Here is a 25,214-nt window from a genome sequence, read left to right on the forward strand (position 1 = left end):
TAAACTCCACGACGGGCGCCGGGAGCCTCTCTCCCTGCCCTCAACCCGTCACGGAAATCCGCTCCAACCTCTCACTCTCGATCGCGCGGATGAGGGGCTCAACCTCCCCACCCCAAAAACGCGTCGCTCCGATGGATGGCATCCCGCCGCATTGACGCGAGAGAGGGCGATGCTGCCATTACCTCTGGAGTGCGCCAGAAGCAGAAGTTCGCTGCGGTGAGGACGAAGGGCCGGTTTGGGGCCGATTGCCGACAGTCCGGTCTCGGATCGACTTACGTCGAAGCAGACCTTCGGAGGAAACATCAGTTACGTCGCGAGGTGGAAATTTGGACGCTAACGGTCAGACGGGATTGGTCCGCCGATTTGAGCGAGACGGACATTAAGTGGTCTCTTGCGTCACCATCCGCTGACTAAATCTCATGCTACGTGGAGCTTAGACGAAGCGAGATAGGCTTTTGCGAAACCGCCGAGAAAAACATCGCGTGATAGGGCTCAAGCGCCTTCAGCCGGTCGGTGGTCCGCTGTTGGTCGGCAGTCGGACCTGTGTTGCGGGCAAGAGTTCGCGCGTCGGCCTCTGTCACCCTAAGCACCAGATAGTTCGCGACCGCCTCGAAGAGGGTGCCGTCAAAATCGCGGACGCCCTGCGAAGCGAGGACGAGAGCGAGGCCGTACTTTCGGCACTCCTTCGCCAGCTTAGGGATGAGCTTTAGCTTAGCTGCGCGATGCGCTTCGTCGAAAATGATCGCGTGGGTCATTCTTTCCTGGACGCCACGCCGAAACATGTCCTTGTAAACGCTATAGAGCACGAATGACGAGAACGCCCGCTGCACGATCTCGTTGGTACTTAGGTGCACCCGTATGAGAGTCGGCCGACGATCGAGCAAGATACCGGCGTCGCCACCCTCTCCGTCGAAGAACCCATAGTCGTCCAGTTCCTGCAGCCGCGCCAGCAGGTTCTGGTTTGGCTTCGGCCGCGACTTCAGGATGTCCAGGAAGATGCGAAACCGCGGCGGTTGCGGGCGCCCGACACCGCGCTCGTTCCATCGCAGATCGTCGTAGCTCTGCTTGATCGCCCCTCGAAGTTCCTCAAGCTGGATCTCGCCCAGATCCGGGAAGATCGAGGAGAAGATGTCGCGTAACGTTCCCGCCACATCAATGTATGCCGTCTGACTTGCCGAGTCGACGCGGAGCGGATTGAATCCCAGGCCGTCGAAGTCGATCGTCCGCATCTGCCCAATTGCGTCGGTCAGCTTCTCGTCGATGTCGTCGTGATAGGAGAAGATCACCGGAGCTATGCCGGCCTCGGTCAGCTGCCTGCACATGTTGATCAGCGCCGTCGTCTTGCCCATCCCAGGAAGGCCGACCATCATCATATGGGGATTGCTGCGGATCGACACGGACCAGTCGATTGGGGCCTGAGCGAGCGATTCGCCGAGCCGGATTTCAACCGGGTCCACTACTAACTTCGCCGGCGGCATCTCGCCGCCGGCTTCCCGGCTCGCGAGGTTTTGTCCATTATTCGAAGTCGCGGTAACGGCCGGCTGAAACTCTTCAGACGCGCTGGCAGCCGCTTCGGGCGCTTCAGGGTCGGCGGTATAACCGACTCCATCAGTCCGCGCTGTTTCAGATGGTTCCTCGCCTTTGTCGGGCCACGCGTCCCAAGCCGCAAGCTCCGCTGCACCGCCATTCGCTTCATCGGCAATCGCCGCAGTCTCTGAGCTGTCGGCCGGAGCGAACGGGAGCACCACAATGCCAGGCGCGCCACCGATCTCGGCCGGAAGAATCGTCGGACCGAACAGCCAGAGGGCGGTGTCGCTCCGCTCCGGATAGACGCGCTCCACCTGCCCGGAGCGATGCTCGGGGCAAAACACGTAGCCCACATCGGGGTCGGCGACGGTTCCCGGCTGATAGTTCTCTCTTAGCAGCATCTGATCAATCTCTGCGCGCAGTCGCGTCGAGGCCGAAGGCGATAGCCTGTGACGGCTCGCCCGATCGACATAGAAGCGCATCAGCTTCGCGAGTTGCGCCCGCCTCACGACCCGATCGAGCGGTTTGAGCCCAGAGCCGAAAAACCATTCGGTCCATCGCTCGCGCAAGTCACGTGTCTGCGCCACCATATGCGCGAGCATCTCAGGCTGTCTCGCCGTCCTCAGGTGCCTTCGATGTTTGACCTCGACGAACCTGAATTCGAGCGGTCCGCGAAGGGGAGCGCTCACATGGATGAAGTCGGCGCGGCGCGCGGACTCCCCCTCGACTGCTGGCATCCCGACGATAGGTGCGTGGTCGGCGATCTCATCGACCGGAATGAGCACTCCCTGCGCCATGTTGAGCCATGGCCCCTTCTGCTCGCCGCCGGCCACGCAATGGGCATACGTCAGCGCGAGCGCAATCAGCTCGCCCGTGCGTGTCCCGCCGTCGGCTAGCCTTATGGCCAGCCGGCCGCTCAGCGCCTTCAGCTGAGCGACCAAGAATCGACTGTTCCGCTCGCTGCTGCTCAGGCCCATGTCGCCGAGCGCCTCGTCGACCAAGTCGCGGACCGCGTCGAGCTTCGACGTGGAGGTGACGAGCTGCATCGCCGTGAGGTCCGTTCGCTCCGGAACGGTGTCGATCACGAAGCGCTCGTAGGCGTCTGGGCTGTCCTGAGGAGAATCGAAGTAGTCCAGCGCAGCATTGCGATCGAGCGTGATCACCCAGTCGCTCTGATCATGCATGAGCTCGATCCGACGACGATCTTCTGCCGACAGGCGCGTCTTGAGCACCGGCCAATCGTCGCTCGTCCCGCCAAGCGATCGGGCGGTCGCGCGAGCCGTGGCTCGATCGATGCGGCGAAGCCGATCGCTCGCGGTGCGGCTTTCGGGGGCCGCCTCGCCAGCAACTTCCGGTGCGGCATATGTCATCCACTCGTGCGTTTCGTCCGGCACAGCGCGCCGCTCCAGCGCGCGCAGAAGTCCCCAGGCGTGCAGCGGCCTGACGTCCGATATCGACGAGGCCGGAACAGTACTGAGGCCCGTGCCGAACAGGTCGAACGCCAAGCTGACATGCGAGGCGCGCATTCGCCTCCAGACCTCGGCATTGTCTATCTCGGGCTCCTCGTGCTTGGCCCATCTAAGGCGCGGCATCAGAACCTCTCCAGGACGCGCCGCGGTCTCGGCGAGCCAGCGGTCCCTCTGATCGACAGGTGGTCCTCCGATGCGCCGTCGCTGCCCCACGGCGGAGAGGAAGTGGCCAGCACCCCCGGAGCTAGGGGCGTGGAAGAGGTCTAGCGTGAAGCACAGTGGCGACTTGGCTTCTTCGTCCTCGTTCAGCCCCGCCGCCTCGAGAGTCTTGCCAAGCGCGCGGGCCACTGTCAGGCCGTCGCCAGCGCGCCAAGCCTGTATAGCCAGCATGTCCGGCCGTTCACCGCTCGCGCCGCCATAGCAGTCGAGATAGTGCCCGAGCTCCCGGGCGATTGCGGCGGCGCTCGCGTGTCCGATCGACGGCGCGGTCACTGTCCCGGCGCCCAGGCATGCCGCGAGCAGCGCTGTCGCCGCCTTCGGCTCGCTCTCGCCATCCACGGTCATCGCAACGGTGTGGAACCCAATGACGTCTGCGAACACGAAGCCCGCCCCTCCATCGCCGGGCAGCGCGAACGGGAAGAACGCCGAGTCGATCGGCCGGACCGACTCCAGGACGTGTCCCGGCGGCTGCTGCTGTTCGAACCTGGAGTGCGCGACTACCTGATCGTAGTGCGCGTGCCAGGCGAAGCGGAGTGGATGAAGAGGTGTGACGAGCAGCCCGACGACCTTCTCCGACTGAGTCCGCACCTCAACCGTTCCGTGCCGTGCGAGGGCCGGATCGCCCGCTTCCAGCGCCTTCTCCCAGGCATTGATGTAATTGTCCGCGGCCTGCCAGCCAGACGCGATCACGATGCCCAATAGGCCCACACCGCCCAGATCCGACGCGAGCTTGCGGCTCGCGTCACGCGCCCGCTCGGTTGCAGCGCTGCGGTCCTCCGGCTCGATCTCGACGAACTGCAGCTCACCGACAGGAGATCCGTCGGCGCGGACGGTCTGCGACCAGTAGCCGATCGCCCCGCTGCGCTTCTTCCAGTCCTGCTCCACCGCCCGGAGCAGCGATGGGCGAAACACGCGCGACCCTCGGGTCCCCGTTTCTCCCTTCCACGTGAGGAAGCCCTTCTTGTCCTCGACCGCGCGCTCCGCCGCTCCTGGCCCACCGACTAAGACGTCGAAGGCAGCGCGTTCACCGACGACGATAGCTCCTTCGACGAGCGTGCGGACCTCCTGCCCGGACGAGCTGGTCAGTTCTTTGACCGTCTCGCCGAACTCCAGAATGAACGGCTCGCTTTGAGTAGGCTCGACGGCCTCCTGGCCGATCGCCGCGATTTCCACGACGGCGTCGAACCTCTCAGTCCCTTCTAGGTCCTCGAAGTCGTCCACGGTGATCGAGACTTGCTGGTTCCGATGATCGCGATGATGGACCGATCGCACCGCCAGCACGTCCTCCCCGGCGATCACGGACACCCGATACTCGACGCTCCCTGCGGCCAACTCTTCGGGATCGGTAGTCCAGCGCACGGTCAGTTGCGCACGGTCCTTCGGGGAGGCATTTCGGTCCAGCACCAGTCGCGGCGCGCTATCCTCACCATCGGGCTTCGTCAGCCCGGACCACTTGAGCACGTTACCCTTCGCGTCGCGCCAGGACGTCAGCCGAAGACGCCGCAGCTCCTCGCTGGCGAAACCAGGCATGATAGCGCCGAGCCAAAGATCCGGGCGATCCTCGATCCGCCTCGCGGCCTCTTCTGGGCTCATTCCAGCGGCGAGACGCAGCGCCTGCTCCAGCGCAGGACCCCGATCCTCCGAGTTCTCCAATTGGAGGCTTCGGACGCGTTCGGCTATCGCGCGGGTATCGCTGACGTAGAGCAGCCGGTCAGCAAGCTCGGCCGACACATCCAGGTCGCTCGTAGACGGATCCTCGTTGCTGGCGATCGGCCAAAGACCGATCCGCGCGAGCGCTCCGCCCATGTTCTCAGCGGCGCTGATGCAGAAGTCGAACCTCGACCACGGCGTGAGCCTCCTGCGGCGGCCAAGGCGCTCGGCGCGCCACATGGCGCCGTCCAGCACGGCAGTGCGCCCAGCAAGCGGCTTTCGCGCGAGCCTCAAGGCCTCGCGGAACAGTTCTGCCTCTCCGATCTCCCTTCCGGCGCTGTAGATGCCATCCAAGCCGGCCCCGGCGCGAAGTGGATCGATTAGAAGCAATACGGCATCCGCCTTGTCCTCGCGCTGCTCCACCGCCTGATCGGCAGTGATGCGGCGGTTCCCGGCGACGTCAATGACCGCGTTCACGGTCCAGCCAGCCACCTCGAACGCATCGCTGTCGGCGAGCGCGTCGACCTGCTCGGAGGTCAGGCATCGCATGAAGGCGACCGCGCCCGGCGTCGGCCGTCCGAGGCGGTTGGCGACGGCCTGGGCGAGATGGGTGACATGACGGGGGCCGATCACGCCGCATTCTCCTGTCCAGCTAGGTCCTGGCTCGCGCGATACCGCCAGCGGATCTTCTTCATGCGCTCTGCGTCGTTCACTCCGACGAGCAGCCCGAGATCCCTCAGTCGCCGCTCAAACATGCGGCGATTGCGCTGAAGAACCTCGCTCGGGACGGCCAGGTTCGGAGGCGCGCGGTCGATGTGGAAACCATATCGCTCACGAAGGATCGTCAGGAACTCCGGATAGGACAGAGGCCGCTCCTTGCGCCCCTTGCCCGTCAGCCTGACATGACGGTGGACCAGATACTCGATTGCCGGGTTTGTAAGGACGAACGACAGCGCATCGCCCCGGCGCCCCTGGCCCTTCCGCCTCGTCTGGTGGAGCATGACCTTCCGCCGCTTTGCCAAGCCGTTAACTTCGTCGATCATCAGAGCGGATGTGAGGAAGTTATTCAGGCGTTCCTTGCCGCTGTTCGACGATTCCGCGAACGCGGCGCTGAGCGCCTCCGCCAGGGCACGCCCGGCGTCGCCGTCCGCGGCCTGTTCCCCGAGCAGCGCGCGCAGCTCGAGCTCGTCGGCTTCGTCGGATGCGTCGCGAAGCTTCTGCGCGGTCTTGCGGAAAAAGCGTCGAGCGTCCGACGCCTCCTCGTGGCTTCCGTTGAGGAGACTTCCTGTCAGATTCAGCCATTCGGTCGCGTCCGGCGAGGTCGGCGGCAGCTTGCGCCGGTCTAGCTCAGACTCGCTGCGAACGTAGTGGTCTAGGAGCCTTGCATGCATCAGCACTGCTGGAAGCCGGTTCAACGCCTGTCGAAGGAGGAAACCCGATTCCTCCGAGGTGGCGCGAAGGTCCGGGTCGGACCCGCTAGAACAGTCGAAGAATAGAGGTAACGGCGTCACGTCGTCCGCTTCGGGGATCTTGCCCAAGGTGGCCCAGCGGTTCATTATCTCCACCGAGGCGGTGAGAACGCTAGTCAGGCCGATCGCGAGCGCGGACTCCAGCATCTGGAGAAGGGCAGCTCGTGGCACGGAACCCCCGGCAGCGTAGCAGTCGAGGAACACGAGAAGATCGTCCCGGAAGTCTTCCGCGGCCTTAGCGGCAATGGGTCGCTGGTTCGGAATAGGACCGGGGTTATTCCGCCCAACCGCCTTGGATGGCGCACCGCCGCATCCCTGAGCCAGCCGCACGGTGACGAGCTGGTCAAGCGGTAGGTCCGTCGCCTCGTCGAACTCATCTGATCCGAGGTCGCTCTTCGTCCCCGATGTGGACGTCCCCGGCGCCAACGCACGCAAAAGGTCGTTATCCTGGATCCGCGCGCCGACGCGGTAGCGTCCGCGTTCCGCGAAGGGCAGGACTGTCTCCCCTTCTTCCTGATCGCTCAGCAGCGCCGTGATCATCTCCGGCACGCCGCGGAGGTTCGCCGCGCTCACAGGAAGGTCGATCCATGACGCATAGTAGTGGTTCGCGAAGCAGCGCTGGACCTGCTCGCCGTGGGATTCTGAACGCCGCCGGTTCTCGAGAATAGACGTAAGAAGGAAATCGCCTAGGATGGCCCTGCCCGAGGCCATGTTGAAGCCATCGATGGCCGGGTTCTCGATCAGCTTGTCGACTGTGCTCGCGATCGTCGGCGCGCCCGCGTCCTCGCCGCCATAGGTGGCAGCGAACTGTCCCTTGCCGCGCCGACTGCCCCAGCGGAACAGGTATAGCATCATGGGCAGTACGGCGCCGACCGAGAAGTCCTGCGGCGTGAAGGGGAACACCGGGGAGTAGTTGCTGGTCCAAATCTGCGCCGTCATCTGGCTTCCGAGAACCGACTCGATCACCTGCCGCGTACCTTTGGCCATCATTCCGCCCCGCCCGTGAGGAATATCGTCTGTCTGCCCGCGCGGTCGGCAACGCCGAGCTCGCGCACCGCGCCGCTTTCGACTGGATTCCAAGCCTTCAGGCTGCGCTCATCCTCCTGGGCGATACGGCTGGTGAATACTCCGAGATTTGCGAACACGTCGTCCGAGAACGCGTCGAGAATCTGCACGCCGTCGGCGAGATCCATCAGCAGCGAGTAGAGTTCGAGGGGCACGGTCAGCTGCTCCGCACCGCCGTTATCCCGCTCGTATCCGAGCACGAGGAAGCGGTGCAGCGTCTCGAGGCCGGCGACCGAATGGAACCGCTCCGCCGCTAGCGTGAAATTCGAAGCCGCCTTCTCTACCCAGAAGGCGGTCTCGGTCGGCGTGCGCGGAAGAACGCGAATCGGCACCCTGTCCGCGTCTCGGTATGACACCTCGGGAAGCGCCTCCAGACGCGAGAGCCCGCTGCATAGCCGTCGCTTGATGCGATCGCGCTCGATCTCCGAAAAAAGCGGAAAATTCCTAAACTCGCTGGCGCGACGGCCGTCCCTTAGCGTGAGCGCGTGATCGTCACCACCGACTGCCTCGACCTGATCCTTCGACCAACTAAGATAGGCCCGGCGCCGAGCGCTCCTGAGCGAAAGCGGACGCCCCACGACATCCCGGAAGCGCGGCGCGCCGTGCGCCGCGTGAGGTGCGCCCTTGCCAACGAGGTATCTATCGACCCGCGCGTGCCCCTCGAGCGCCGGATCTAGGCGAGCCAGCTCACTCAGAAGCTCTCCCTGCCTCGCGCGGGACTGCGGGTTGAAAGCATGATCGGCGGGATCGTGCGGAAGAAGCTCGGGATTCTCGTGAAGATCGTCGCAGCAGTCCAAACCAAACAGGATATAGCTGATTGCGGCCTTGAGCTCCCGAGCGGTGATATGGATCTCGTTGCGCTGATGGACCGTCTGCAGAGCCTCTGTCAGGCGTCGGCGCACCCACACACCCTCCGCCAGCACCGCCGGGTCGGAGCTCGCCCCCATCATGTCGGCGGAACGCCGCATGGAACACCGCGCATTGGCTGAGCAGGTGCGACAAGGCGCCCAGATATCGGGAGCGCGTTCGCCGCCCACCAGCCTAGCGACGAGCTCGTCCACAAAGCGGGTCGAGATCTCCCGTCGCTCGAGATCCAGGCCACCAACGAGCGAGCGGTTATTCAGCTCGACGAGCCGAACGTGCGAGGCGAGGCCCTCGTCCTGCTGGGTCAGGGCCGCCGTGAGCGCCAGCGTAAGCGACCTCTCACCGTGCCGCATCTCAGCCTGTTCAATCCATTCCATGAGCCGGCCATCGTTCACGGCGACGAGATGGACGCTCCCGTTCACTGGCGCCCGATCCATGAACGGCGCGAAAAGCTCGTCCAGCAGTTCGTCGGCCGAGCGCCCCTTCCAGCTGGCAGCGCCGTCCAGGTTGATCATCGCTTTCCGGCCGGCGAGCATCCCAGTCCAGACGCGTTCACTCGACTGTGGCGGAGAGCCTCCGAGTGTCTGGACGAGGCGCTGGAGATAGGCCGTCTTCCCGTCGCCGGCGTTGCCGCACAGGATCACGAGAGAAACGTTCCCGGCTCTGATCTCTTCCGGAAGGATCTCGTCAAGACCGGTCGCGACGTAGGTGTCAAACGCGAACTCGGTATCGAGACCGCGGGTCTCGGCATTCCCGAAGCGCGAACCCGGGTAAGTACTCAGGATGTCTCTGACCCGCGGCACGACGTTGGGCCTGAGTTCGAGCTGGGCGGGCTCGGGCGCGAAGCGCGCCTGCGTCTTCGCCACGTCCACCCGGCGGGGCTTCGCCTCGCGCACGGCCGCTAGCGCGGCGCTCGCGTTGGCGAAGCGTCCCGCTGCCGGTCCGGTTGCTCGGTCAAAGATTGGCACCAGCGTCGGAAACGAGGCCTTCTCATTTTCGGTCCAAGCGAGGCCCGCTCCGCTGGCGGCCAAGGTGGGAGGACGATCCGTTATCGCGTGGAAGAACGACGCAGCAAGACTGTAGATATCGTCTCGCGCCAAGACCTCGGTGCCGTCCCGTCGCTCTGGCGAAGCGTAGATTAGAGTGCCGATTCCGCGCGGGACATGTCCATTGGGCCCCGAGAGGTCGTAGTCGATCAGCATGACGTGGGATTCATCTACAAGGATGTTCGATAGGCTGACGTCCCCATGTACCCAGCCTTGGACGTGCAGCGCCTCTAGCGCCTCGCAGAGCCTCTCAAACCACTCGAGCACCAGCCCTTCGGTGTTGGTGGCTTCGCCAACCTGGGCGATGAAGTCGAGATCGCCCCGCCATGCGTCGAGCGGCGAGCCCTGGCTCCATCGAAGCAGGGCCATCAGGCCGCTGGCCGTCCACTCGCTCGCGCACTCCAGGATGTTCGAAAGCCCAGGATGCAGGGAGAAGGTCCGCATCCGCTGATACGCGGCCAGCGATGTGGGCCCGAACTCCGGATTGAAAGCAGCCTTGCCGACGAAGGTGCCTATCGGGTCCCCCGCGGCATCAACCTGCTCGAGCTTGAAAGTCCGCGCGACGCTCCCCTGACCTAGGACGGCGACGACGCGATACCTGTTGCTATTCCATTCGAAGGTGTGGCCTTCGTCCCAGCGAGAGACCGAGACGGGATCTGAGGACGAGGGCGTCGGCTCCGGCGAAATGTCCATGCCGTCTTCGCCATCGACTTCGATCAACTCGAGAAGCTCGGCAATTCCCGGACGACGGCTGGGATCGGGATCGCAGCCGAGAAGCAACGCGGCGCGGATCTCGTGGTCTGCCGGGTCGGCGAAGAGCTCGGCGAGCACGGCGCAGAGGCTATAGAGGTCCGACTTCGGCGTAGCAGCTGCAAGACCGCCGGACACGACCTCCGGCGCGGCGTAGGAGCCGGTCTCGTCGCCCACCTGATCCGGGCTGACTGTCTGGGCAGGCGTGAGCCTGGCCCACCGCCAGCCGGCGAAGAGCGGGCTGTTGTCGGCCCGCACGCGCAGGCTCTCGCCATCAAGCGCGCGGTGGAGCAGCGCTCCGTCCTCCGTGTCGAGGAACTCGGAAAGTGCCAGCAGCGAGCGCTTGGCGAAGTCGAGACGTTCGGCTGAGGTCCAATCGGGGCTGGACGAAAGAACCGAGACTGGGTTCGCTGCGCTATCGCCGACGCTGAAGAAGTACATTTCCCCCGCGTAGTTGGGCACCGCCTGCCAGGTGTCCACCAGGCTTGGAAGGTGAGCGGACTTCTGGAAGCGCTGGAGGACGTCGAACTCCCGCCGTGCCCGACGCTCGGTGAGTACCGCGGCCTGCCCGACCGGAGCCGCGGACAGGTCATAGGTGTGCAAGAGCACGCGGTCCCCCGTCCAGGGATCCCGTGCCGTGAAGATGCGCTGGAAGCGGTCCTGCTCATCGGTGAGTAGTCGCAGCTCGTCGAAGCGGCCCAACCGCTTAAGTCGGTCCGGTTCGCCGAGGTTGTATCGCTCGGCCAGCAGGTCGGCCAACCGCCGCGCGTCCACCGCGCCGGCGGAAGCCGGATTAGAGACCAGGTCGGCAACGTCCTTGAGGCCATAAGCCACGACGCCCATGGGATGACGCGGAAGACGACCGTCCTTCCGAAGGCTCGCCGCCTCCTTCGTGAGTAGAAAGGCCGCAGCGACGAAGCCCGTCCGCGGATCGCCGGACTTTAGACGCCCTGCGATGCGCTTCGACTTGGCGACGATGAGCTCCGCCGCCGGATCCGCCAGGTCGACCCGGCGCAGCGCCGATGTGTCCCAGTGCTTGACCTCGACGACGACGGCTCCGCCGGGACCGATGACCACCACGTCTATCTCGTCGGCCTGCCCGCGCAGGTTGGGATGCGTCAGGTTGGTCAAGACGTAGGCGGTGCCCTCGCCGTCGCGCCGCCTGAGCTCCTGGTAAATCGCGTTGAACGCCTTCAACTCGCTCGCGTTCGCGAACGGCCCGCACGGCACATGAAATACGCGCAAGCCAATCCCCCCACCTGCGGACCGTCCTCGTCCATCCCCCGGCCAAGCGGCGATCGTCGAGGAACACACCCCAATCCTAAAAACTCGACCGCCGGACGTCGCGGCGAGACAAGACCCAGATCAACCTTAAGCTGAAGAGAAAGCTTCGGCAATTCGCTTTCTGCCTACGTCAGCGAGTGGACCCATCCAGCGCTGGGCTAGAGCGCGCGAGAAGGCTAACAAAGAGGCACTAGTCGGCGATCGACATCACGAATAGATCGAGGTCGCGTGCGGGTCGAGCCGTGAACAGCGCGGTCACTGGAGCGCATAAAATCATCCACGTTGCGTCGGAAATCAACATATATATTTGATATATTCCCACGATACCTCAATAAAACTACACCGCGTGACCAATCTGTCCCTGAGTGATGCGCCGGTTATTTCAGATAATCTCCACATCAGTCTTATCGCTACAAAATGAACGAACGGCCGGCTTCGGGATAGGTCGCACGGTCGTTTTACGGCGGAGAAGGGGGCGCAAAGCCGACGTCGCTGCAAGCGACGTCGAGGGGCCTCTATGGGTCAACAGCGCTATTTTCCTGACCACGGTGATGTCAGAGCTATTGGCCCTTTTGCCTGTCTTTTCACGCCACACTGCGATGGCTCATTCCTGTTGTTGAATCTCCCCCAATTCCCCCTTCTTTAATCATCCCCGTCCGGGAAGCCCTTGCATCGCGCCCGGCCACGGCGGGGATGACATGGCGGCTTCAGCTTACAGTTCGGAAGGCCTGACGCGCGGCGTGCGTATGTTGCGCACCGCACTCGGCCCGGTGATCTCCCGTCTTCTCGATGATCCCACTGTCGTCGAGGTCATGCTCAATCCGGACGGTCGCCTCTGGGTTGACCGGCTGTCCGAAGGCCTCGGCGCTACGGGCGAGCGGCTATCACCCTCTGACGGCGAGCGCATCATCCGCCTCGTCGCGCACCATATCGGGGCTGAGGTCCATGCCGGTGCCCCGCGGCTCTCCGCCGAGCTGCCCAGGACGGGAGAACGCTTCGAGGGACTGCTCCCGCCCGTCGTAGCGGCTCCAACCTTCGCCATCCGCAAGCCCGCCGTCGCCGTGTTCACGCTCGACGACTACGTGGCCTCCGACATTATGTCTGCGGCGCAAGCCGAGGCCCTACGCAAGGGCGTGGCATCCCGCGCCAACATCCTGGTGGCGGGCGGCACCTCCACCGGCAAGACCACCCTTACCAATGCCCTCCTCGCCGAGGTGGCCAAGACCTCCGAGCGTGTCATCCTGATCGAGGACACACGTGAGCTTCAGTGCGCTGCGCCCAATCTCGTAGCTCTGCGCACCAAGGACGGCGTCGCCTCGCTCTCGGATCTGATCCGCTCGTCGCTCCGCATGCGTCCGGACCGCATTCCCATCGGCGAGGTGCGCGGTGCGGAAGCCCTGGACCTGCTGAAGGCGTGGGGCACGGGCCATCCCGGTGGGATCGGCACCATTCACGCCGGCAGCGCTATGGGCGCCCTGCGACGGCTCGAGCAGCTCATCCAGGAAGCCGTCGTCAGCGTCCCCCGCGCACTGCTCGCCGAGACCATCAACCTGATCGCCGTGCTGTCGGGCCGCGGTGCCGCACGCCGGCTCACCGAACTCGCCCACGTCGAAGGGCTTGGCCCTGACGGTGACTACCGGATCTCGCCCGCGATCTCTCCCACCGAAGAAGGAACCTCCCTGTGAAGACAAGCTTTGTCTCTCGCCATCGCCGCCTGCTGCGAACCGCCGTGGTGGTCGTCGCCTTCGCCTGCGCGGTATCCGCTGCCCATGCCTCTGGTTCTTCCATGCCGTGGGAGACACCGTTGCAGTCGATCCTGGAGTCCATCCAGGGGCCGGTGGCCAAGATCGTGGCGGTGATCATCATCATCTCGACCGGCTTGGCGCTCGCCTTCGGCGACACCTCGGGCGGGTTCCGACGGCTGATCCAGATCGTGTTCGGCCTCTCCATCGCCTTCGCCGCCTCCAGCTTCTTCCTTTCCTTCTTCTCCTTCAGCGGCGGGGCGCTGGTCTGATGGCGAGCGATGCGGGCGAGGTGCCGGGGTTCTCCGTTCCGGTCCACCGAGCGCTCAGTGAGCCGATCCTGCTCGGCGGCGCGCCGCGGGCGCTGGCCATCTTCAACGGCACGCTCGCCGGCGCCGTCGGACTGGGGCTCCGGCTCTGGCTCGTGGGCCTTGCCCTCTGGGCGATCGGCCACCTCGCCGCCGTCTGGGCTGGCAAGCGCGATCCGCTCTTCGTCGACGTGGTGCGCCGGCATCTGCGCATCCCCTCCCACCTGTCAGTCTGAGGAGGGGACGCACCATGATGAACCTTGCCGAGTATCGCGGACACGGGAGCCGGCTCGCAGACTATCTGCCTTGGGCGGCCCTGGTCGGCCCTGGCACCATCCTCAACAAGGACGGCAGCTTCCAGCGCACCGCGCGCTTCCGCGGGCCGGACCTCGATTCCGCGGTGCCTGCTGAGCTGGTGGCGGTGGCGGGTCGCCTCAACAGCACCTTCCGCCGCCTCGGCTCCGGCTGGGCACTGTTCGTGGAAGCCCAGCGGCACGAGGCGGGAGCCTATCCCGAGAGCCTGTTTCCCGATCCTGCTTCCGCGTTGGTGGATGCCGAGCGGAAGGCCGGGTTCGCCGAGGCCGGAATCCATTTCGAGTCGAGCTACTTTCTCACCTTCGCTTGGCTCCCCCCGGCGGAGGATGCCGCGCGGGCGGAGAGCTGGCTCTATGAGGGGCGTGGGGACGAGGGTGTCGATCCCCGCGAAGCATTAGATGGCTTCGTCGATCGCACGGACCGCGTCCTGAGGCTGGTCGAAGCCTTCATGCCTGAGTGTCGCTGGCTCGATGACACGGAGACCCTGACCTATCTGCACGGATGTGTCTCGACCCGGCACCAGCGGGTGCGTGTCCCCGAAACGCCCATGTATCTGGACGCGCTCCTCGCCGATCAGCCACTGACCGGCGGGCTCGAGCCCATGCTCGGGGACCAGCACCTGCGCGTGCTCACTATCGTCGGCTTTCCCACGGCAACCACGCCCGGGATCCTCGACGATCTCAACCGGCTGGCCTTTCCCTATCGCTGGTCAACCCGCGCCATCCTCCTCGACAAGACCGACGCCACCAGGCTCCTCACGAAGATCCGCCGGCAGTGGTTCGCCAAGCGCAAGTCCATCGCCGCCATCCTTAAGGAGGTGATGACCAACGAAGCGTCGGTACTGGTGGATTCGGATGCCGCCAACAAGGCGGAGGACGCAGATCTCGCCTTGCAGGAGCTCGGCGCCGACCATGCCGGCATCGCCTATGTCACCGCCACAGTGACGGTCTGGGACGCCGATCCCCGCATCGCGGACGAGAAGCTCCGGCAGGTGGAGAAGGTGATCCAGGGCCGGGACTTCACGGCCATGGTGGAGACCCTCAATGCAGTGGAGGCCTGGCTGGGCAGCCTGCCGGGACACGTCTACGCCAATGTCCGCCAGCCGCCCGTCTCCACCCTCAACCTCGCCCACATGATCCCTCTCTCCGCAGTCTGGGCGGGCGACGAGCAGGACACGCATTTTGCCGCGCCGCCGCTGTTCTACGGCAAGACGGAAGGCGCCACCCCCTTCCGCTTCTCCCTCCATGTGGGGGATGTGGGCCACACGTTGGTGGCGGGGCCGACCGGCGCCGGCAAGTCGGTGCTGCTGTCACTCATGGCGCTGCAGTTCCGGCGCTATGCCGGAGCCCAGGTGTTCGCCTTCGACTTCGGCGGCAGCATCCGGGCGGCGGCCCTCACCATGGGCGGCGACTGGCATGATCTCGGTGGAGGTCTCGCGGAGGACAGCATCGCCCTCCAGCCGCTATCACGCGTGGACGAGCTGCGCGAGCGAACTTCGGCGGCCGACTGGATCGTGGCGATCCTCGCCCGCGAAGGTGTCTCCACTGCCCCGGAGGTGAAGGAGCACATCTGGTCGGCGCTCTCCTCGCTCGCCTCCGCTCCCATCGAAGAGCGGACGCTCACCGGCCTTGCCGTCCTTCTCCAGTCCAATGCCCTCAAGCAGGCGCTGCGCCCCTATTGCATCGGCGGTGCCCATGGCCGGCTGCTTGATGCCGAGACCGAACATCTGGGGCAGGCCTCCGTCCAGGCCTTCGAGACCGAGGGGCTGATCGGCACCAGCGCCGCCCCGGCGGTGCTCTCCTATCTCTTCCACCGCATCGAGGACCGGCTCGACGGGTCTCCCACCCTCCTCATCATCGACGAGGGGTGGCTCGCCCTCGATGACCACGGCTTCGCCGGGCAGTTGCGGGAATGGCTCAAGACCCTGCGCAAGAAGAACGCCAGCGTGGTGTTCGCCACGCAGTCTCTGTCCGATATCGATGGCTCGGCCATCGCCCCCGCCATCATCGAGAGCAGCCAGACCAGGCTACTTCTCCCGAACGAGCGGGCGGTGGAACCCCAGATCACGGCTATCTACCGCCGCTTCGGCCTTAACGACCGACAGATCGAGATCCTCGCCCGGGCGACGCCAAAGCGGGACTATTACTGCCAATCCCGGCGCGGCAACCGCCTCTTTGAGCTCGGGCTCTCGCAGGTGGCGCTCGCTTTATGCGCCACTTCATCCAAGACCGACCAGGCTGCGCTCTCGCAGGTGTTGGCCGAGCACGGGGGCGATGGCTTCCTCGCCGCCTGGCTGCGGTACCGCGGCCTCGGCTGGGCGGCCGACCTCATCCCCACCCTCGACAATCTGGAGACACCCTCATGATCCGCCACTCTTTGCGGGCGGCGCTCGTCTCCGCGCCGCTCCTCTTATGCCCGCTGGCGCCGGCTGCCGCGCAGTACGTCGTCTACGACCCCTCCAACTATGCCCAGAACGTCCTTCAGGCCGCTCGGGCGCTGCAGCAGGTCACCAACCAGATCACCTCCCTGCAGAACGAAGCACAGATGCTGATCAACCAGGCCCGCAACCTCGCGAGTCTGCCATACTCCTCCCTCAGCGCGCTCCAGCAGTCCGCCCAGCGTACCCAGCAACTGCTCGGGCAGGCCCAGAAGATCGCCTATGACGTCAGCGCCATCGATCAGGCCTTCCAGAGTCAATACGGCTCCGTCTCCCTGAGCACTTCGGATGCACAACTCGTCTCCCAGGCGAAGACGCGGTGGGAGACCACGCTCGCCGGCCTTCAGGATGCGATGCGGGTGCAGGCCGGTGTCGTCGGCAATCTCGACACCAACCGGACGCAGTCCTCCACATTGGTGGACCAGAGCCAGGCGGCAACCGGCGCGCTGCAGGCCATGCAGGCCGGCAACCAGCTTCAGGCGCTCCAGGCCCAGCAGCTCTCCGACCTCACCGCCGTGGTCACGGCCAACGGCCGAGCGCAGGCTCTGTCGGAAGCCGAGCGGGCAACTGCGGTGTCGGAAGGGCAGGAGCGCTACCGGCGCTTCTCCACCGGGTCGAGCTATCAGCCCGCCGCCGTCACCATGTTCCACGGCAAGTGAGGCGTGGCCATGGACCGGGACACCGCGCTTCGAACCCTCATCGTCGCCGGCCTCGTGGGCGCAGTGCTGGCTGCGCTCGCTGCCGCCGCAGGTCGACGACCGGAGCCCAACGTCGTCGCAAGAGGGAGGATCGCGCCCGTCTCGTCGGTAGATCTCAAGAGCTGCGCCCAGATCGAGACGGCCGACCCCATCGATCCGCGCTGCGCCGCGCTCTGGGAGCAGAACCGCCGCCGCTTCTTCGGCGAGTCCGTTGAGGGAGTGATCCGATGAACGACGTAGGGGTCATCGACACCTTCCTCAACACCTTCACCAGCTACATCGATTCCGGCTTCGGCCTGATCAAGGGAGACGTGACGGGCCTCTCTTCCATTCTGATCGCCCTCGACATCACGCTCGCCGGCCTGTTCTGGGCCTGGGGTGCCGACGAGGATGTGATGCGCCGGCTGGTCAAGAAGACCCTCGCCATCGGCTTCTTCGCCTGGATCATCGGCAACTTCAATTCCCTGGCCCAGATCGCCTTCGAGAGCTTCGCCGGGCTCGGCCTCAAGGCCGGCGGGTCGACCATCAGCACGGCGGACTTCCTGCGGCCGGGGCGTCTTGCGGAAGTGGGGCTCTCGGCCGGCCAGCCGCTGCTCGATGCGGCAAGCCAGCTCACCGGGCCAGTGGCGATCTTCGTCAATGCCGTGCAGATCGCCGTGCTGCTGATCTCTTGGCTCCTGATCCTGATCGCCTTCTTCATCCTGGCGGTGCAGCTCTTCGTCACCCTTATCGAGTTCAAGCTGACGACGCTGGTGGGCTTCGTGCTCATCCCCTTCGCTTTCTTCGGCAAGACCGCCTTCCTCGCCGAGAAGGTGCTCGGCAATATCGTCGCCTCGGGCGTGAAAGTGATGGTGCTTGCCGTCATCGTCGGCATTGGCTCAACGCTGTTTTCCCAATTCGCCTCCAGTTATGGCGATGCCCAGCCGACCATCAGCCAGGCCCTGTCCGCTGTCCTGGCCGCGCTGGCGCTCTTGGGCCTCGGCATCTTCGGTCCCGGAATCGCGACGGGACTGATCACGGGCGCGCCCCAGCTCGGGGCCGGCGCTGCCGTGGGGGCCGGGCTTGCCGCGGGTGGTGTCGCGCTCGCAGGCCTCGGTGCCGCGGGCCTCGCCGCTCGCGGGGCTGGCGCGGCACTCTCCGCGACCGCTGCCGCCGCACAAGCGGGGGCGGGTCTCGCTGGAAGTGCGGCATCCGCGTACGGCGCCGGCGCTGCTGGCCAGTCGGGTCTTTCCGGTGTCGCAGGTGGCCTTGGCGGCATGGCGAGGGCGGCCGGTGCGGCAGCGACATCTCCCCTGAGGCGCTCCGCTGACGCAGCTGGCGAGACGGCATCCGCCGCCGCCGGCCCGAGTTCCGCGCCGTCGAGCGCTCCTGCTCCGACCGCCACCTCCACCAGTGATGCCCCCGATTGGGCCCGGCACATGCGGCGCTCCCAGCAGATGTCCCATGGGGTCCAGGCCGCCACTCATGCGGTGCGGTCCGGCGACAGCCATGGCGGCGGATCGTCCATCTCCCTCTCTGAAAGCGATCGTCCATGACCCCGTTCAAGCGACCTGCGGTTCATTACGGCCGCGCACCCGAGCCCGAGACGCCCTATCAGCGCGCGGCTCAGGTCTGGGACAATCGCATCGGTTCCGCCCGGGTCCAGGCGAAGAACTGGCGCCTCATGGCCTTCGGCTGCCTTGCCCTCTCGGCCGGCCTCTCTGGCGCCTTGGCCTGGCAGGCCCTGAGCGGCTCGGTGGTGCCGTGGGTCGTGCAGGTGGACAAGCTCGGACAGGCGCAAGCCGTGGCGCCCGCCGCCGCGGACTTCCGCCCGTCCGATCCCCAGATCGCCTTCCACCTCGCCCGCTTCATCGAGGAGGTGCGCGGTATCTCCGCCGATCCTGTCATCGTGCGGCAGAACTGGCTGAGGGCTTACGCCTACACGACCCAGGCCGGCGCCATCGCCCTCAACGATTACGCCCGCGCCGACGATCCCTTCGCCCGGGTCGGCAAGCAGCAGGTGGTGGTGGAGGTCTCGAGCGTGATCCGCGCCTCGCCGGAGTCCTTCCGCATCGCCTGGACTGAGCGCCGTTACCAGGACGGCAGCCTCGCCGACACCGCCCGCTGGAGCGCCATCCTCACCGTCGTGGTGCAGGCGCCGCGGGATGCCGAGCGCCTACGAGCCAATCCCCTCGGGATCTACGTCAACGCCATCAACTGGTCGAAGGAGCTCGCCCAATGACGCCTGCCATCCGTACATCCGCGAGGCCGGCGCGCCGTGGCCTCTCTTTTCCGGCTTTCCGTAAGTCCGGCTTGCCGCTTCTGCTGCTTTGCACGTCTGCGCTCGCCGGCTGCGCCACCTTCGAGAAGCCGCCCGAGATCGCCTATGACGATGCACCGCCTGCCGTCTTCAAGGCCGAGCCGCCGGGGCCGGTGCGTATTGTCGAGCTGCCGAAGCCTCTGCCTCTACCGGGCCAATTGAAGCCGGTGGGCAGGGACGGGAAGGCGGAACCGGAGCCGGCCGATCCGCAGGCCCGCGTCAAGCAGGCCAATGCGGCCGCCCGCGTTCAGCCGGTACGCAATGGCTTCATCAATTCCATGCAGGTCTATCCCTTCGTGGAGGGTGCCCTCTATCAGGTCTATGCCGCGCCTGGGCAGGTCACCGACATCGCACTACAGCCCGGTGAGCAACTGGTGGGCTCGGGGCCGGTGGCCGCCGGCGATACGGTGCGCTGGATCATCGGCGACACTGAGAGCGGAGCAGGGGCTGCCAAGCAGGTCCATATCCTGGTGAAGCCGACGCGGCCCGACCTCACCACCAACCTCGTCATCAACACCAATCTGCGCACCTATCACATGGAGCTGCGCTCCACCGAGAAGACCTACATGGCCTCGGTCTCCTGGCAATATCCCCAGGACCAGCTCATCGCCCTGCGGCGTCAGAATGCCGAGGCCCAGGCGGTACAGCCCGCCGCCACCGGCATCGACCTCACGCGGGTGAACTTCCGCTACGAGGTCTCGGGCGACCGGGCGCCGTGGCGGCCGCTGCGGGCCTTCGACGACGGCCAGCAGGTGTTCATCGAGTTTCCGCGCGGCATCGGCCAGGGCGAGATGCCGCCGCTCTTCGTGGTGGGCCCCGAGGGCGACACCTCCGAGCTCGTGAACTATCGCGTGCGCGGCACCTACATGATCGTCGATCGCCTCTTCGCCGCAGCCGAGCTGCGCTTTGGCGCCGACAAGGACCAGAAGCGTGTGCGCATCTCCCGCACCGACGGGAGACCTGTCCTATGAACGGCATCGACCCCGGGAAGGAGAAAAGGCCGGGGCGAACCGGCGACGACGGCGCTCGGCCGCTGGCGGGGGAGGCGGCTGCGGCCATGCGGCTGAGACCGGAGCCGCCGCGGGTGACCCGCCTTTCCCGCAAGGTGTTGGCCGGGTTGGGGCTCGTCGCGGGCCTTGGGATCGGCGGCGCGCTGATCTACGCCCTCCAGGCCCGCAAGGACCACGGGCCGGGCCAGGAGCTCTACGCCACCGACGTCAAGGCGACGCCCGACGGGCTCGCCGGCTTGCCGAAGGATTACACCAGCATCCCGAAGCTGGGGCCGCCGCTGCCCGGCGACCTCGGCCGGCCCATCCTCAATGCGCAGACTGCGGCGCAACCGCCGATGCCGACTATGGCAGGCATGCCCAATCCTGCCCTCAGTCCCGATGAGCAGCGCCAGCAGCAGGAAAGCGAGGCGGCGCGGACGGGACGGCTGTTCGCCCAGACCAACTCGCGGCCTGCGAGCACCGTCGTGGCGCAACAGGTGGATGCGGCCTCGGTGACCACTGCGGCGTCTGTCCCCGACCTCGCATCCCTCGGCCTTGGTCCGCAAGCGGCGACACCAACGGCCCAGGAGCGGCAGCTCGCCTTCCTTAACCAGGCAGTCGACCGGCGCACCGTGTCGCCAGATCGCGTCGCGGCTCCGGCCTCGCCCAATAGCCTGCAGGCCGGCGCGGTCATTCCCGCAGCGCTGATCACCGGCATCCGCTCCGATCTGCCGGGTCAGATCACCGCCCAGGTCACTGAGAACGTCCATGACAGCCCGACCGGCCGGATCCTCCTGATCCCCCAGGGCACCCGCATCATTGGCCAGTACGACAATGGCGTAGGTTTCGGACAGCGCCGGGTGCTGCTCGTCTGGAACCGCCTCATCTTCCCCAATGGCCGCTCCATCGTGCTGGAGCGCCAGCCCGGAGCTGACGTTGAGGGCTATGCCGGGCTCGAAGATGGCGTCGACTATCACTGGGGCGAGCTATTCAAGGCGGCAGCGCTCTCCACCATCCTGAGCGTCGGGGCGAGTGCTGGCACGTCAGGCAGCGATAGCGACCTCGCTAGCGCTCTACGCGAGGGAGCTTCCGACAGCATCAGCCAGACTGGCCGCCAGATCGTCCAGCGCCAGCTCAACATCGCACCGACGCTCACCGTCCGGCCGGGATATCCGGTGCGGGTCATCGTCACGCGCGACCTCGTTCTCGAACCCTATGGAGGCTGACATGCCGAAGCTGAAGCTCAGCGAGATCCTCGACGAGAAGCCGGTGAAGGTGACCGTCGAACTGCCGGCGAAGCTGCATCGCGATCTTGTCGCCTATGCACGGGTGCTGGGCGGAGAGACAGGAAGCCCAATCGCAGACCCGCTCAAGCTGATCGTGCCCATGCTGGAGCGCTTCATTGTGACGGACCGCGGCTTTATGAGAGTACGTCGCGCAGCCCGGTGAAGCATTGTGTTTTTCATTTCAGTCAGCTTCGATCCGAGTGCTGAGCCATGCTTCGAGCAAGACTGAGCAGCGCCCGAAATGCGGGATTGTCGTTTCGTCGCGAGAAGAGCACCGAGAAGGGTAGAGTTTCGCCCGCGATAGGACGGTAGACGACACCTGGGACCGAGATCACGGTTTCAGACTGGGTGGCGGGCGCCACCCCGCGCCCCGACGCCACAAGTCCCAACAAGCTGGAGCGGCCTATCCGTTGTGCATTGATGAGCGGGCGACGACCGAGAACAGCTAAGCGCCTTCTGAGATATTCCCGCACCTCGCCCCCTGAACCTTCGATCCGCACAAGAAATCTCTCATCAACGAGATCCTGCCATGTGACCTCTTCATTGCGAGTCAATGGATGGCCTTCCGGAAAGGCGATAAAGACCGTCTCGGTCCAAAGATGAAGAGAGTCGCATTCCGCCCACTGGAATCGACCGATGACGAATGCCGCGTCGATGTCAAAGCTCCGAATGGAGGCAGCGTGTTCATTGGCCTCGGCGTCAACAAATTCGATATGTACGCTTGAATGATGTACATCATACGCGCGAAACAGATCTCCCATAAAACCAGAAGCCAGGGTTGAGAAAATGCCTATCCTTAAGATCCCGTTTTCCGAACGTCCAATTGCCGCGACCTCTTCCCAGCCTTTCTGAAGTTGCACAAGTGCCTGACGTGCGCGGTGAAGAAAGCATTGTCCTGCCAACGTAAGAGTCACACCACTGGGGTGCCGGAGAAATAACGAGGCCCCGAGCTGATCCTCCAGGTCTCGCACCGATCGGCTGACCGTCGATTCCTGCAAACCCAGCACCTCCGCAGCGCGCCGAAGGCTTCCTGCCTCTGCAGCGGTGATAAAATGACGTAAATGTCTCATGCTCCCGGAGGTTTTTGGCGGATTATTATTCATTGATCAGACATCCACAAAAAATTACTATATAATATAATTTTACATATTCCTGTTTTCAACGCGATTCGCGTATAATTTTATCACGTTAATTATAGTATTTCAATATTTGATATACGTATTCAGTCCCCTGGATCGCTGTATCTCAACAGGCGCAAGGCATTGAATACGACCACAAGCGTGGAGCCTTCGTGCGCTGCGACGGCAGGTCCGATGCCCAGGCCGAAAATAGTTGCGGGAACCAGCAAGGCCACAACGCCGAGGCTGATGAACACGTTTTGCAGGATGATCGCGCGGGTGTGGCGGCTGAGCCCGACCGCAAAAGGCAGGTGCCTCAGATCATCGGCCATGAGCGCGACATCTGCTGTTTCCAAGGCTACGTCGGAGCCGGCGGCACCCATTGCGATACCGACTGTGGCATTGGCCATGGCCGGTGCGTCGTTCACTCCGTCGCCGACCATCGCGACCTTCGCCTCATCTCGCAGCGCCTGGACGGCCTTGACCTTGCCTTCGGGCATCAGGTCGCCCCAAGCTTCGTCCACGCCCACATCCCGGCCGATGGCTTGCGCCACCTTCTGGTGGTCGCCGGATATCATGATCATCCGCGTCATGCCGAGTTTGCGGAGACGCTTCAGCGCGAACTTTGCTTCAGGCCTCAGGGCATCCATCAGGCCGATAGCGCCCAGGTCCCGGTCTCCAAGCCGCACGATCATCGTGGTGCGGCCTTCTTCCCTTAGCTTCTCAATCGCCTGAGCCATCACGGGGCTCAGAGGTGCCACGCCTTCGCCCCCGAACATCTCCGCTTTGCCGATCCATGCGCGCTGGCCAGCGAACGTCGCGGTCACCCCACGTCCGATCAGGTTTTCGAGATCACTCGCCTCACCGATGTCACGCCCTTCGAGCCGCTTGCGCCCGTCGCGGGCGATGGCAGCGGCGAGAGGATGGTCGCTGAGAGCCTCTACTGCCACGGCCACAATGAGTAGGTCCTCAACGGAAACACCGGGGGCAGGGATCACGTCGGTGATCTGCGGTCTGCCTTCCGTCAATGTTCCGGTCTTGTCGAAAGCGATGGCTTGGAGGGAGCCGAGATTCTCCAACGGCGCGCCTCCCTTCACCAGCACGCCGCCGCGTGCGGCCCGTGCAACACCCGAGAGCACGGCACTCGGGGTGGCAATGGCGAGTGCGCAGGGGCTCGCCGCAACCAGGACAGCCATCGCACGGTAGAAGCTGGCACTGAAGGGTTCGTCCACCACCACCCACGCAAACAGCAGCAGGACGGCAAGTCCCAGGACTATTGGCACGAAGACCCGCTCAAACTTCTCGGTGAAGCGTTGTGTCGGGGATTTTTGGGTCTCCGCCTCACTCACCATTTTCACGACCTTGGCGAGCGCCGTGTCTTCCGACAGGCGAGTGACCTCTACCTCAATCGCTCCCGCGCCGTTGATTGTTCCAGCGAAGACGCGCGAGCTGGCCCCAACAGCATCCGGGCGCTCGCGTGCTTCCGCCACATCCTCTACCGGGCGCTTGTCCACGGGAATGCTCTCACCCGTGACCGGGGCCTGGTTGATGGCGGAGGAGCCCGTCACGACAAAGCCGTCCGCTGGCAACCGCGCGTTGGGTCGCACGATCACCACATCGCCGATCAGGAGATCCTCGACAGGCAGTTCGATGCTTCCCCCATCGCGCCGGACGATTGCGGTTCGCGGCGCAAGTTCCGCCAGCGCAGCGATGGCCTGCTTCGCGCGGCCCATGGCATAATGCTCCAGCGCATGGCCGAGACTGAACAGGAAGAGCAGCAGCGCACCTTCAGCAAATGCCCCGAGCGACGCCGCGCCTGCGGCTGCCACGAGCATGAGGGAATCGATCTCGAACTTGCGCAGGCGCAGGTTGTCCACAGCCTCCCGCACCGTGTAGAAGCCGCCGAAGACGTATGCTGCGATGAAACAGGCGTCGGGAAGCCAGCCCGGAGCAGCGGTAATCAGGTTTGCGATGGCAACACCGATCGCCAGCAGCGCGCCGCAGGCCAGGGAAAAGATCAACTCTGTATTGGGCCCGAGAAAGCCGCCATGAGCATGGTCATGCTCAGCCTCTGCGTCCCCATGCTTAGCGTTGGCATGCTCATGACTGCCTGCACCGTGTTCGTGGTCAGGGCGGGAATCCAGCTTTGCATGCTGGCTCCCCGCGGCAGGGTCTCCCACTACGGTGACTTCCATTTCAGCGAGGGCTTTTCTGATCTCATCCTCTGTTGCCGTCTCGCGGTCGAATTCAATACGCACGACGCCGGAAGCGCTCGCTTCCACTTCCAGCACGCCGGGCAGCCTGCGCAGGCTTTCGGCAACGGTGCGCGCGCGCCGTTCGTGGGTAATCCCGTCCACCTGCCAGCTCGCGTGGCCGAACCGTGCGGTAAGGCGCGCTCCGGCACCTTCGGCCAATTCCCGAATGCGGGACAAAGCTATGACCGCCGCGTCGTAGTGAACGCAAAGCTGGGCCGGTTCTCCGGCAGCGACATGCACATACGCAATGCCCTCGCGTCCCTGCAGCTCGGAAATCAGCCGGGCCACACAGGCGTCGGCAGCATCGCGCACCTTCGGCAGCAGGATCGGAATGTCCAATCGAAGCTTTTCAGTCATGCTCTTGAGACCTCATATTTTTCCGTATATATTTCACATCTCAAATACAAGTAAGTGTCGCATCATA

16 protein-coding genes are annotated in these 25,214 nt (G+C 64.9%); 11 read left to right on the forward strand and 5 right to left on the reverse strand.

The features are described from left to right. Nucleotides 1-422: 422 nt before the first annotated feature. The 3 genes from V5F49_RS15805 to V5F49_RS15815 are packed head-to-tail and all read right to left on the reverse strand — an operon-like array spanning nucleotide 423 to nucleotide 11,304. Nucleotides 423-5,498: an ATP-binding protein gene (locus tag V5F49_RS15805; protein ID WP_394117627.1), complete on the reverse strand. Its 5,076-nt coding sequence runs from the start codon at nucleotides 5,496-5,498 to the stop codon at nucleotides 423-425. Beyond that, nucleotides 5,495-7,324, reverse strand: a complete 1,830-nt coding sequence (locus V5F49_RS15810; protein ID WP_282891235.1) for a methylation-associated defense system protein MAD7 family protein — start codon at nucleotides 7,322-7,324, stop codon at nucleotides 5,495-5,497. The genes V5F49_RS15805 and V5F49_RS15810 overlap by 4 nt, the downstream gene beginning before the upstream one ends. Further along, complete coding sequence (locus V5F49_RS15815) at nucleotides 7,321-11,304, reverse strand: protein kinase domain-containing protein (RefSeq protein ID WP_394117626.1); 3,984 nt, start codon at nucleotides 11,302-11,304, stop codon at nucleotides 7,321-7,323. Before V5F49_RS15815 ends, V5F49_RS15810 begins: the two co-directional genes overlap by 4 nt. 737 nt (nucleotides 11,305-12,041) lie before the next feature. On the opposite strand from V5F49_RS15815, the gene trbB reads away from it, so the two are divergent. The 11 genes from trbB to V5F49_RS15870 are packed head-to-tail and all read left to right on the forward strand — an operon-like array spanning nucleotide 12,042 to nucleotide 21,580. Further along, complete coding sequence (gene trbB / locus V5F49_RS15820) at nucleotides 12,042-13,028, forward strand: P-type conjugative transfer ATPase TrbB (protein WP_238123827.1); 987 nt, start codon at nucleotides 12,042-12,044, stop codon at nucleotides 13,026-13,028. 29 nt (nucleotides 13,029-13,057) lie between these two features. Beyond that, nucleotides 13,058-13,357, forward strand: coding sequence for a TrbC/VirB2 family type IV secretion system protein (locus V5F49_RS15825; protein ID WP_238123856.1), 300 nt, complete (start codon nucleotides 13,058-13,060; stop codon nucleotides 13,355-13,357). Next, the gene (locus V5F49_RS15830) at nucleotides 13,357-13,629 is read left to right on the forward strand and encodes a VirB3 family type IV secretion system protein (protein WP_238123828.1); all 273 of its coding nucleotides are present in this window, start codon (nucleotides 13,357-13,359) and stop codon (nucleotides 13,627-13,629) included. The genes V5F49_RS15825 and V5F49_RS15830 overlap by 1 nt, the downstream gene beginning before the upstream one ends. A gap of 14 nt (nucleotides 13,630-13,643) precedes the next feature. Beyond that, the gene (gene trbE, locus V5F49_RS15835; protein ID WP_394117625.1) at nucleotides 13,644-16,073 is read left to right on the forward strand and encodes a conjugal transfer protein TrbE; all 2,430 of its coding nucleotides are present in this window, start codon (nucleotides 13,644-13,646) and stop codon (nucleotides 16,071-16,073) included. Continuing rightward, nucleotides 16,070-16,804 carry a P-type conjugative transfer protein TrbJ gene (trbJ, locus tag V5F49_RS15840; RefSeq protein ID WP_238123830.1) on the forward strand — a complete coding sequence of 245 codons (735 nt, stop codon included), beginning with the start codon at nucleotides 16,070-16,072 and terminating at the stop codon, nucleotides 16,802-16,804. Before trbE ends, trbJ begins: the two co-directional genes overlap by 4 nt. A 9-nt stretch (nucleotides 16,805-16,813) precedes the next feature. Further along, a complete protein-coding gene (gene trbK-alt, locus V5F49_RS15845) occupies nucleotides 16,814-17,074 on the forward strand; it encodes a putative entry exclusion protein TrbK-alt (protein ID WP_238123831.1) in 261 nt (86 codons plus the stop codon). After that, the gene (gene trbL, locus V5F49_RS15850) at nucleotides 17,071-18,378 is read left to right on the forward strand and encodes a P-type conjugative transfer protein TrbL (RefSeq protein WP_238123832.1); all 1,308 of its coding nucleotides are present in this window, start codon (nucleotides 17,071-17,073) and stop codon (nucleotides 18,376-18,378) included. The genes trbK-alt and trbL overlap by 4 nt, the downstream gene beginning before the upstream one ends. Then, nucleotides 18,375-19,064, forward strand: a complete 690-nt coding sequence (gene trbF / locus V5F49_RS15855) for a conjugal transfer protein TrbF (protein ID WP_238123833.1) — start codon at nucleotides 18,375-18,377, stop codon at nucleotides 19,062-19,064. The genes trbL and trbF overlap by 4 nt, the downstream gene beginning before the upstream one ends. Continuing rightward, nucleotides 19,061-20,113 carry a P-type conjugative transfer protein TrbG gene (gene trbG, locus V5F49_RS15860; RefSeq protein WP_238123834.1) on the forward strand — a complete coding sequence of 351 codons (1,053 nt, stop codon included), beginning with the start codon at nucleotides 19,061-19,063 and terminating at the stop codon, nucleotides 20,111-20,113. The genes trbF and trbG overlap by 4 nt, the downstream gene beginning before the upstream one ends. Further along, nucleotides 20,110-21,357 (forward strand): TraB/TrbI/VirB10 family type IV secretion system protein, encoded by a 1,248-nt coding sequence (locus V5F49_RS15865; protein WP_238123835.1) that lies wholly within the window; start codon nucleotides 20,110-20,112, stop codon nucleotides 21,355-21,357. The genes trbG and V5F49_RS15865 overlap by 4 nt, the downstream gene beginning before the upstream one ends. Before the next feature lies 1 nt (nucleotide 21,358). Beyond that, on the forward strand, nucleotides 21,359-21,580 hold the full coding sequence (locus V5F49_RS15870; RefSeq protein ID WP_012112629.1) for a DUF2274 domain-containing protein: 222 nt from the start codon (nucleotides 21,359-21,361) through the stop codon (nucleotides 21,578-21,580). 22 nt (nucleotides 21,581-21,602) lie between these two features. On the opposite strand, the gene V5F49_RS15875 is transcribed toward V5F49_RS15870, so the two are convergent. Together V5F49_RS15875 and V5F49_RS15880 are read right to left on the reverse strand one after the other, a co-directional pair. After that, nucleotides 21,603-22,520 (reverse strand): LysR family transcriptional regulator, encoded by a 918-nt coding sequence (locus V5F49_RS15875; RefSeq protein ID WP_012112630.1) that lies wholly within the window; start codon nucleotides 22,518-22,520, stop codon nucleotides 21,603-21,605. Nucleotides 22,521-22,639: 119 nt separating this feature from the next. Then, nucleotides 22,640-25,147 carry a heavy metal translocating P-type ATPase gene (locus tag V5F49_RS15880; protein WP_238123836.1) on the reverse strand — a complete coding sequence of 836 codons (2,508 nt, stop codon included), beginning with the start codon at nucleotides 25,145-25,147 and terminating at the stop codon, nucleotides 22,640-22,642. Nucleotides 25,148-25,214 lie beyond the last annotated feature (67 nt).

It is taken from the genome of Xanthobacter lutulentifluminis (assembly GCF_043194675.2).
Lineage (GTDB): Bacteria > Pseudomonadota > Alphaproteobacteria > Rhizobiales > Xanthobacteraceae > Xanthobacter.

Excerpts from the sequence above, each read along its gene's own strand:
- V5F49_RS15810 (WP_282891235.1), bottom strand. The coding sequence starts at position 7,324 with ATGATGGCCAAAGGTACGCGGCAGGTGATCGAGTCGGTTCTCGGAAGC.
- trbB (WP_238123827.1), top strand. The coding sequence starts at position 12,042 with ATGGCGGCTTCAGCTTACAGTTCGGAAGGCCTGACGCGCGGCGTGCGT.
- V5F49_RS15830 (WP_238123828.1), top strand. The coding sequence starts at position 13,357 with ATGGCGAGCGATGCGGGCGAGGTGCCGGGGTTCTCCGTTCCGGTCCAC.
- trbE (WP_394117625.1), top strand. The coding sequence starts at position 13,644 with ATGATGAACCTTGCCGAGTATCGCGGACACGGGAGCCGGCTCGCAGAC.
- trbJ (WP_238123830.1), top strand. The coding sequence starts at position 16,070 with ATGATCCGCCACTCTTTGCGGGCGGCGCTCGTCTCCGCGCCGCTCCTC.
- trbK-alt (WP_238123831.1), top strand. The coding sequence starts at position 16,814 with ATGGACCGGGACACCGCGCTTCGAACCCTCATCGTCGCCGGCCTCGTG.
- trbL (WP_238123832.1), top strand. The coding sequence starts at position 17,071 with ATGAACGACGTAGGGGTCATCGACACCTTCCTCAACACCTTCACCAGC.
- trbF (WP_238123833.1), top strand. The coding sequence starts at position 18,375 with ATGACCCCGTTCAAGCGACCTGCGGTTCATTACGGCCGCGCACCCGAG.
- trbG (WP_238123834.1), top strand. The coding sequence starts at position 19,061 with ATGACGCCTGCCATCCGTACATCCGCGAGGCCGGCGCGCCGTGGCCTC.
- V5F49_RS15865 (WP_238123835.1), top strand. The coding sequence starts at position 20,110 with ATGAACGGCATCGACCCCGGGAAGGAGAAAAGGCCGGGGCGAACCGGC.
- V5F49_RS15870 (WP_012112629.1), top strand. The coding sequence starts at position 21,359 with ATGCCGAAGCTGAAGCTCAGCGAGATCCTCGACGAGAAGCCGGTGAAG.
- V5F49_RS15875 (WP_012112630.1), bottom strand. The coding sequence starts at position 22,520 with ATGAATAATAATCCGCCAAAAACCTCCGGGAGCATGAGACATTTACGT.
- V5F49_RS15880 (WP_238123836.1), bottom strand. The coding sequence starts at position 25,147 with ATGACTGAAAAGCTTCGATTGGACATTCCGATCCTGCTGCCGAAGGTG.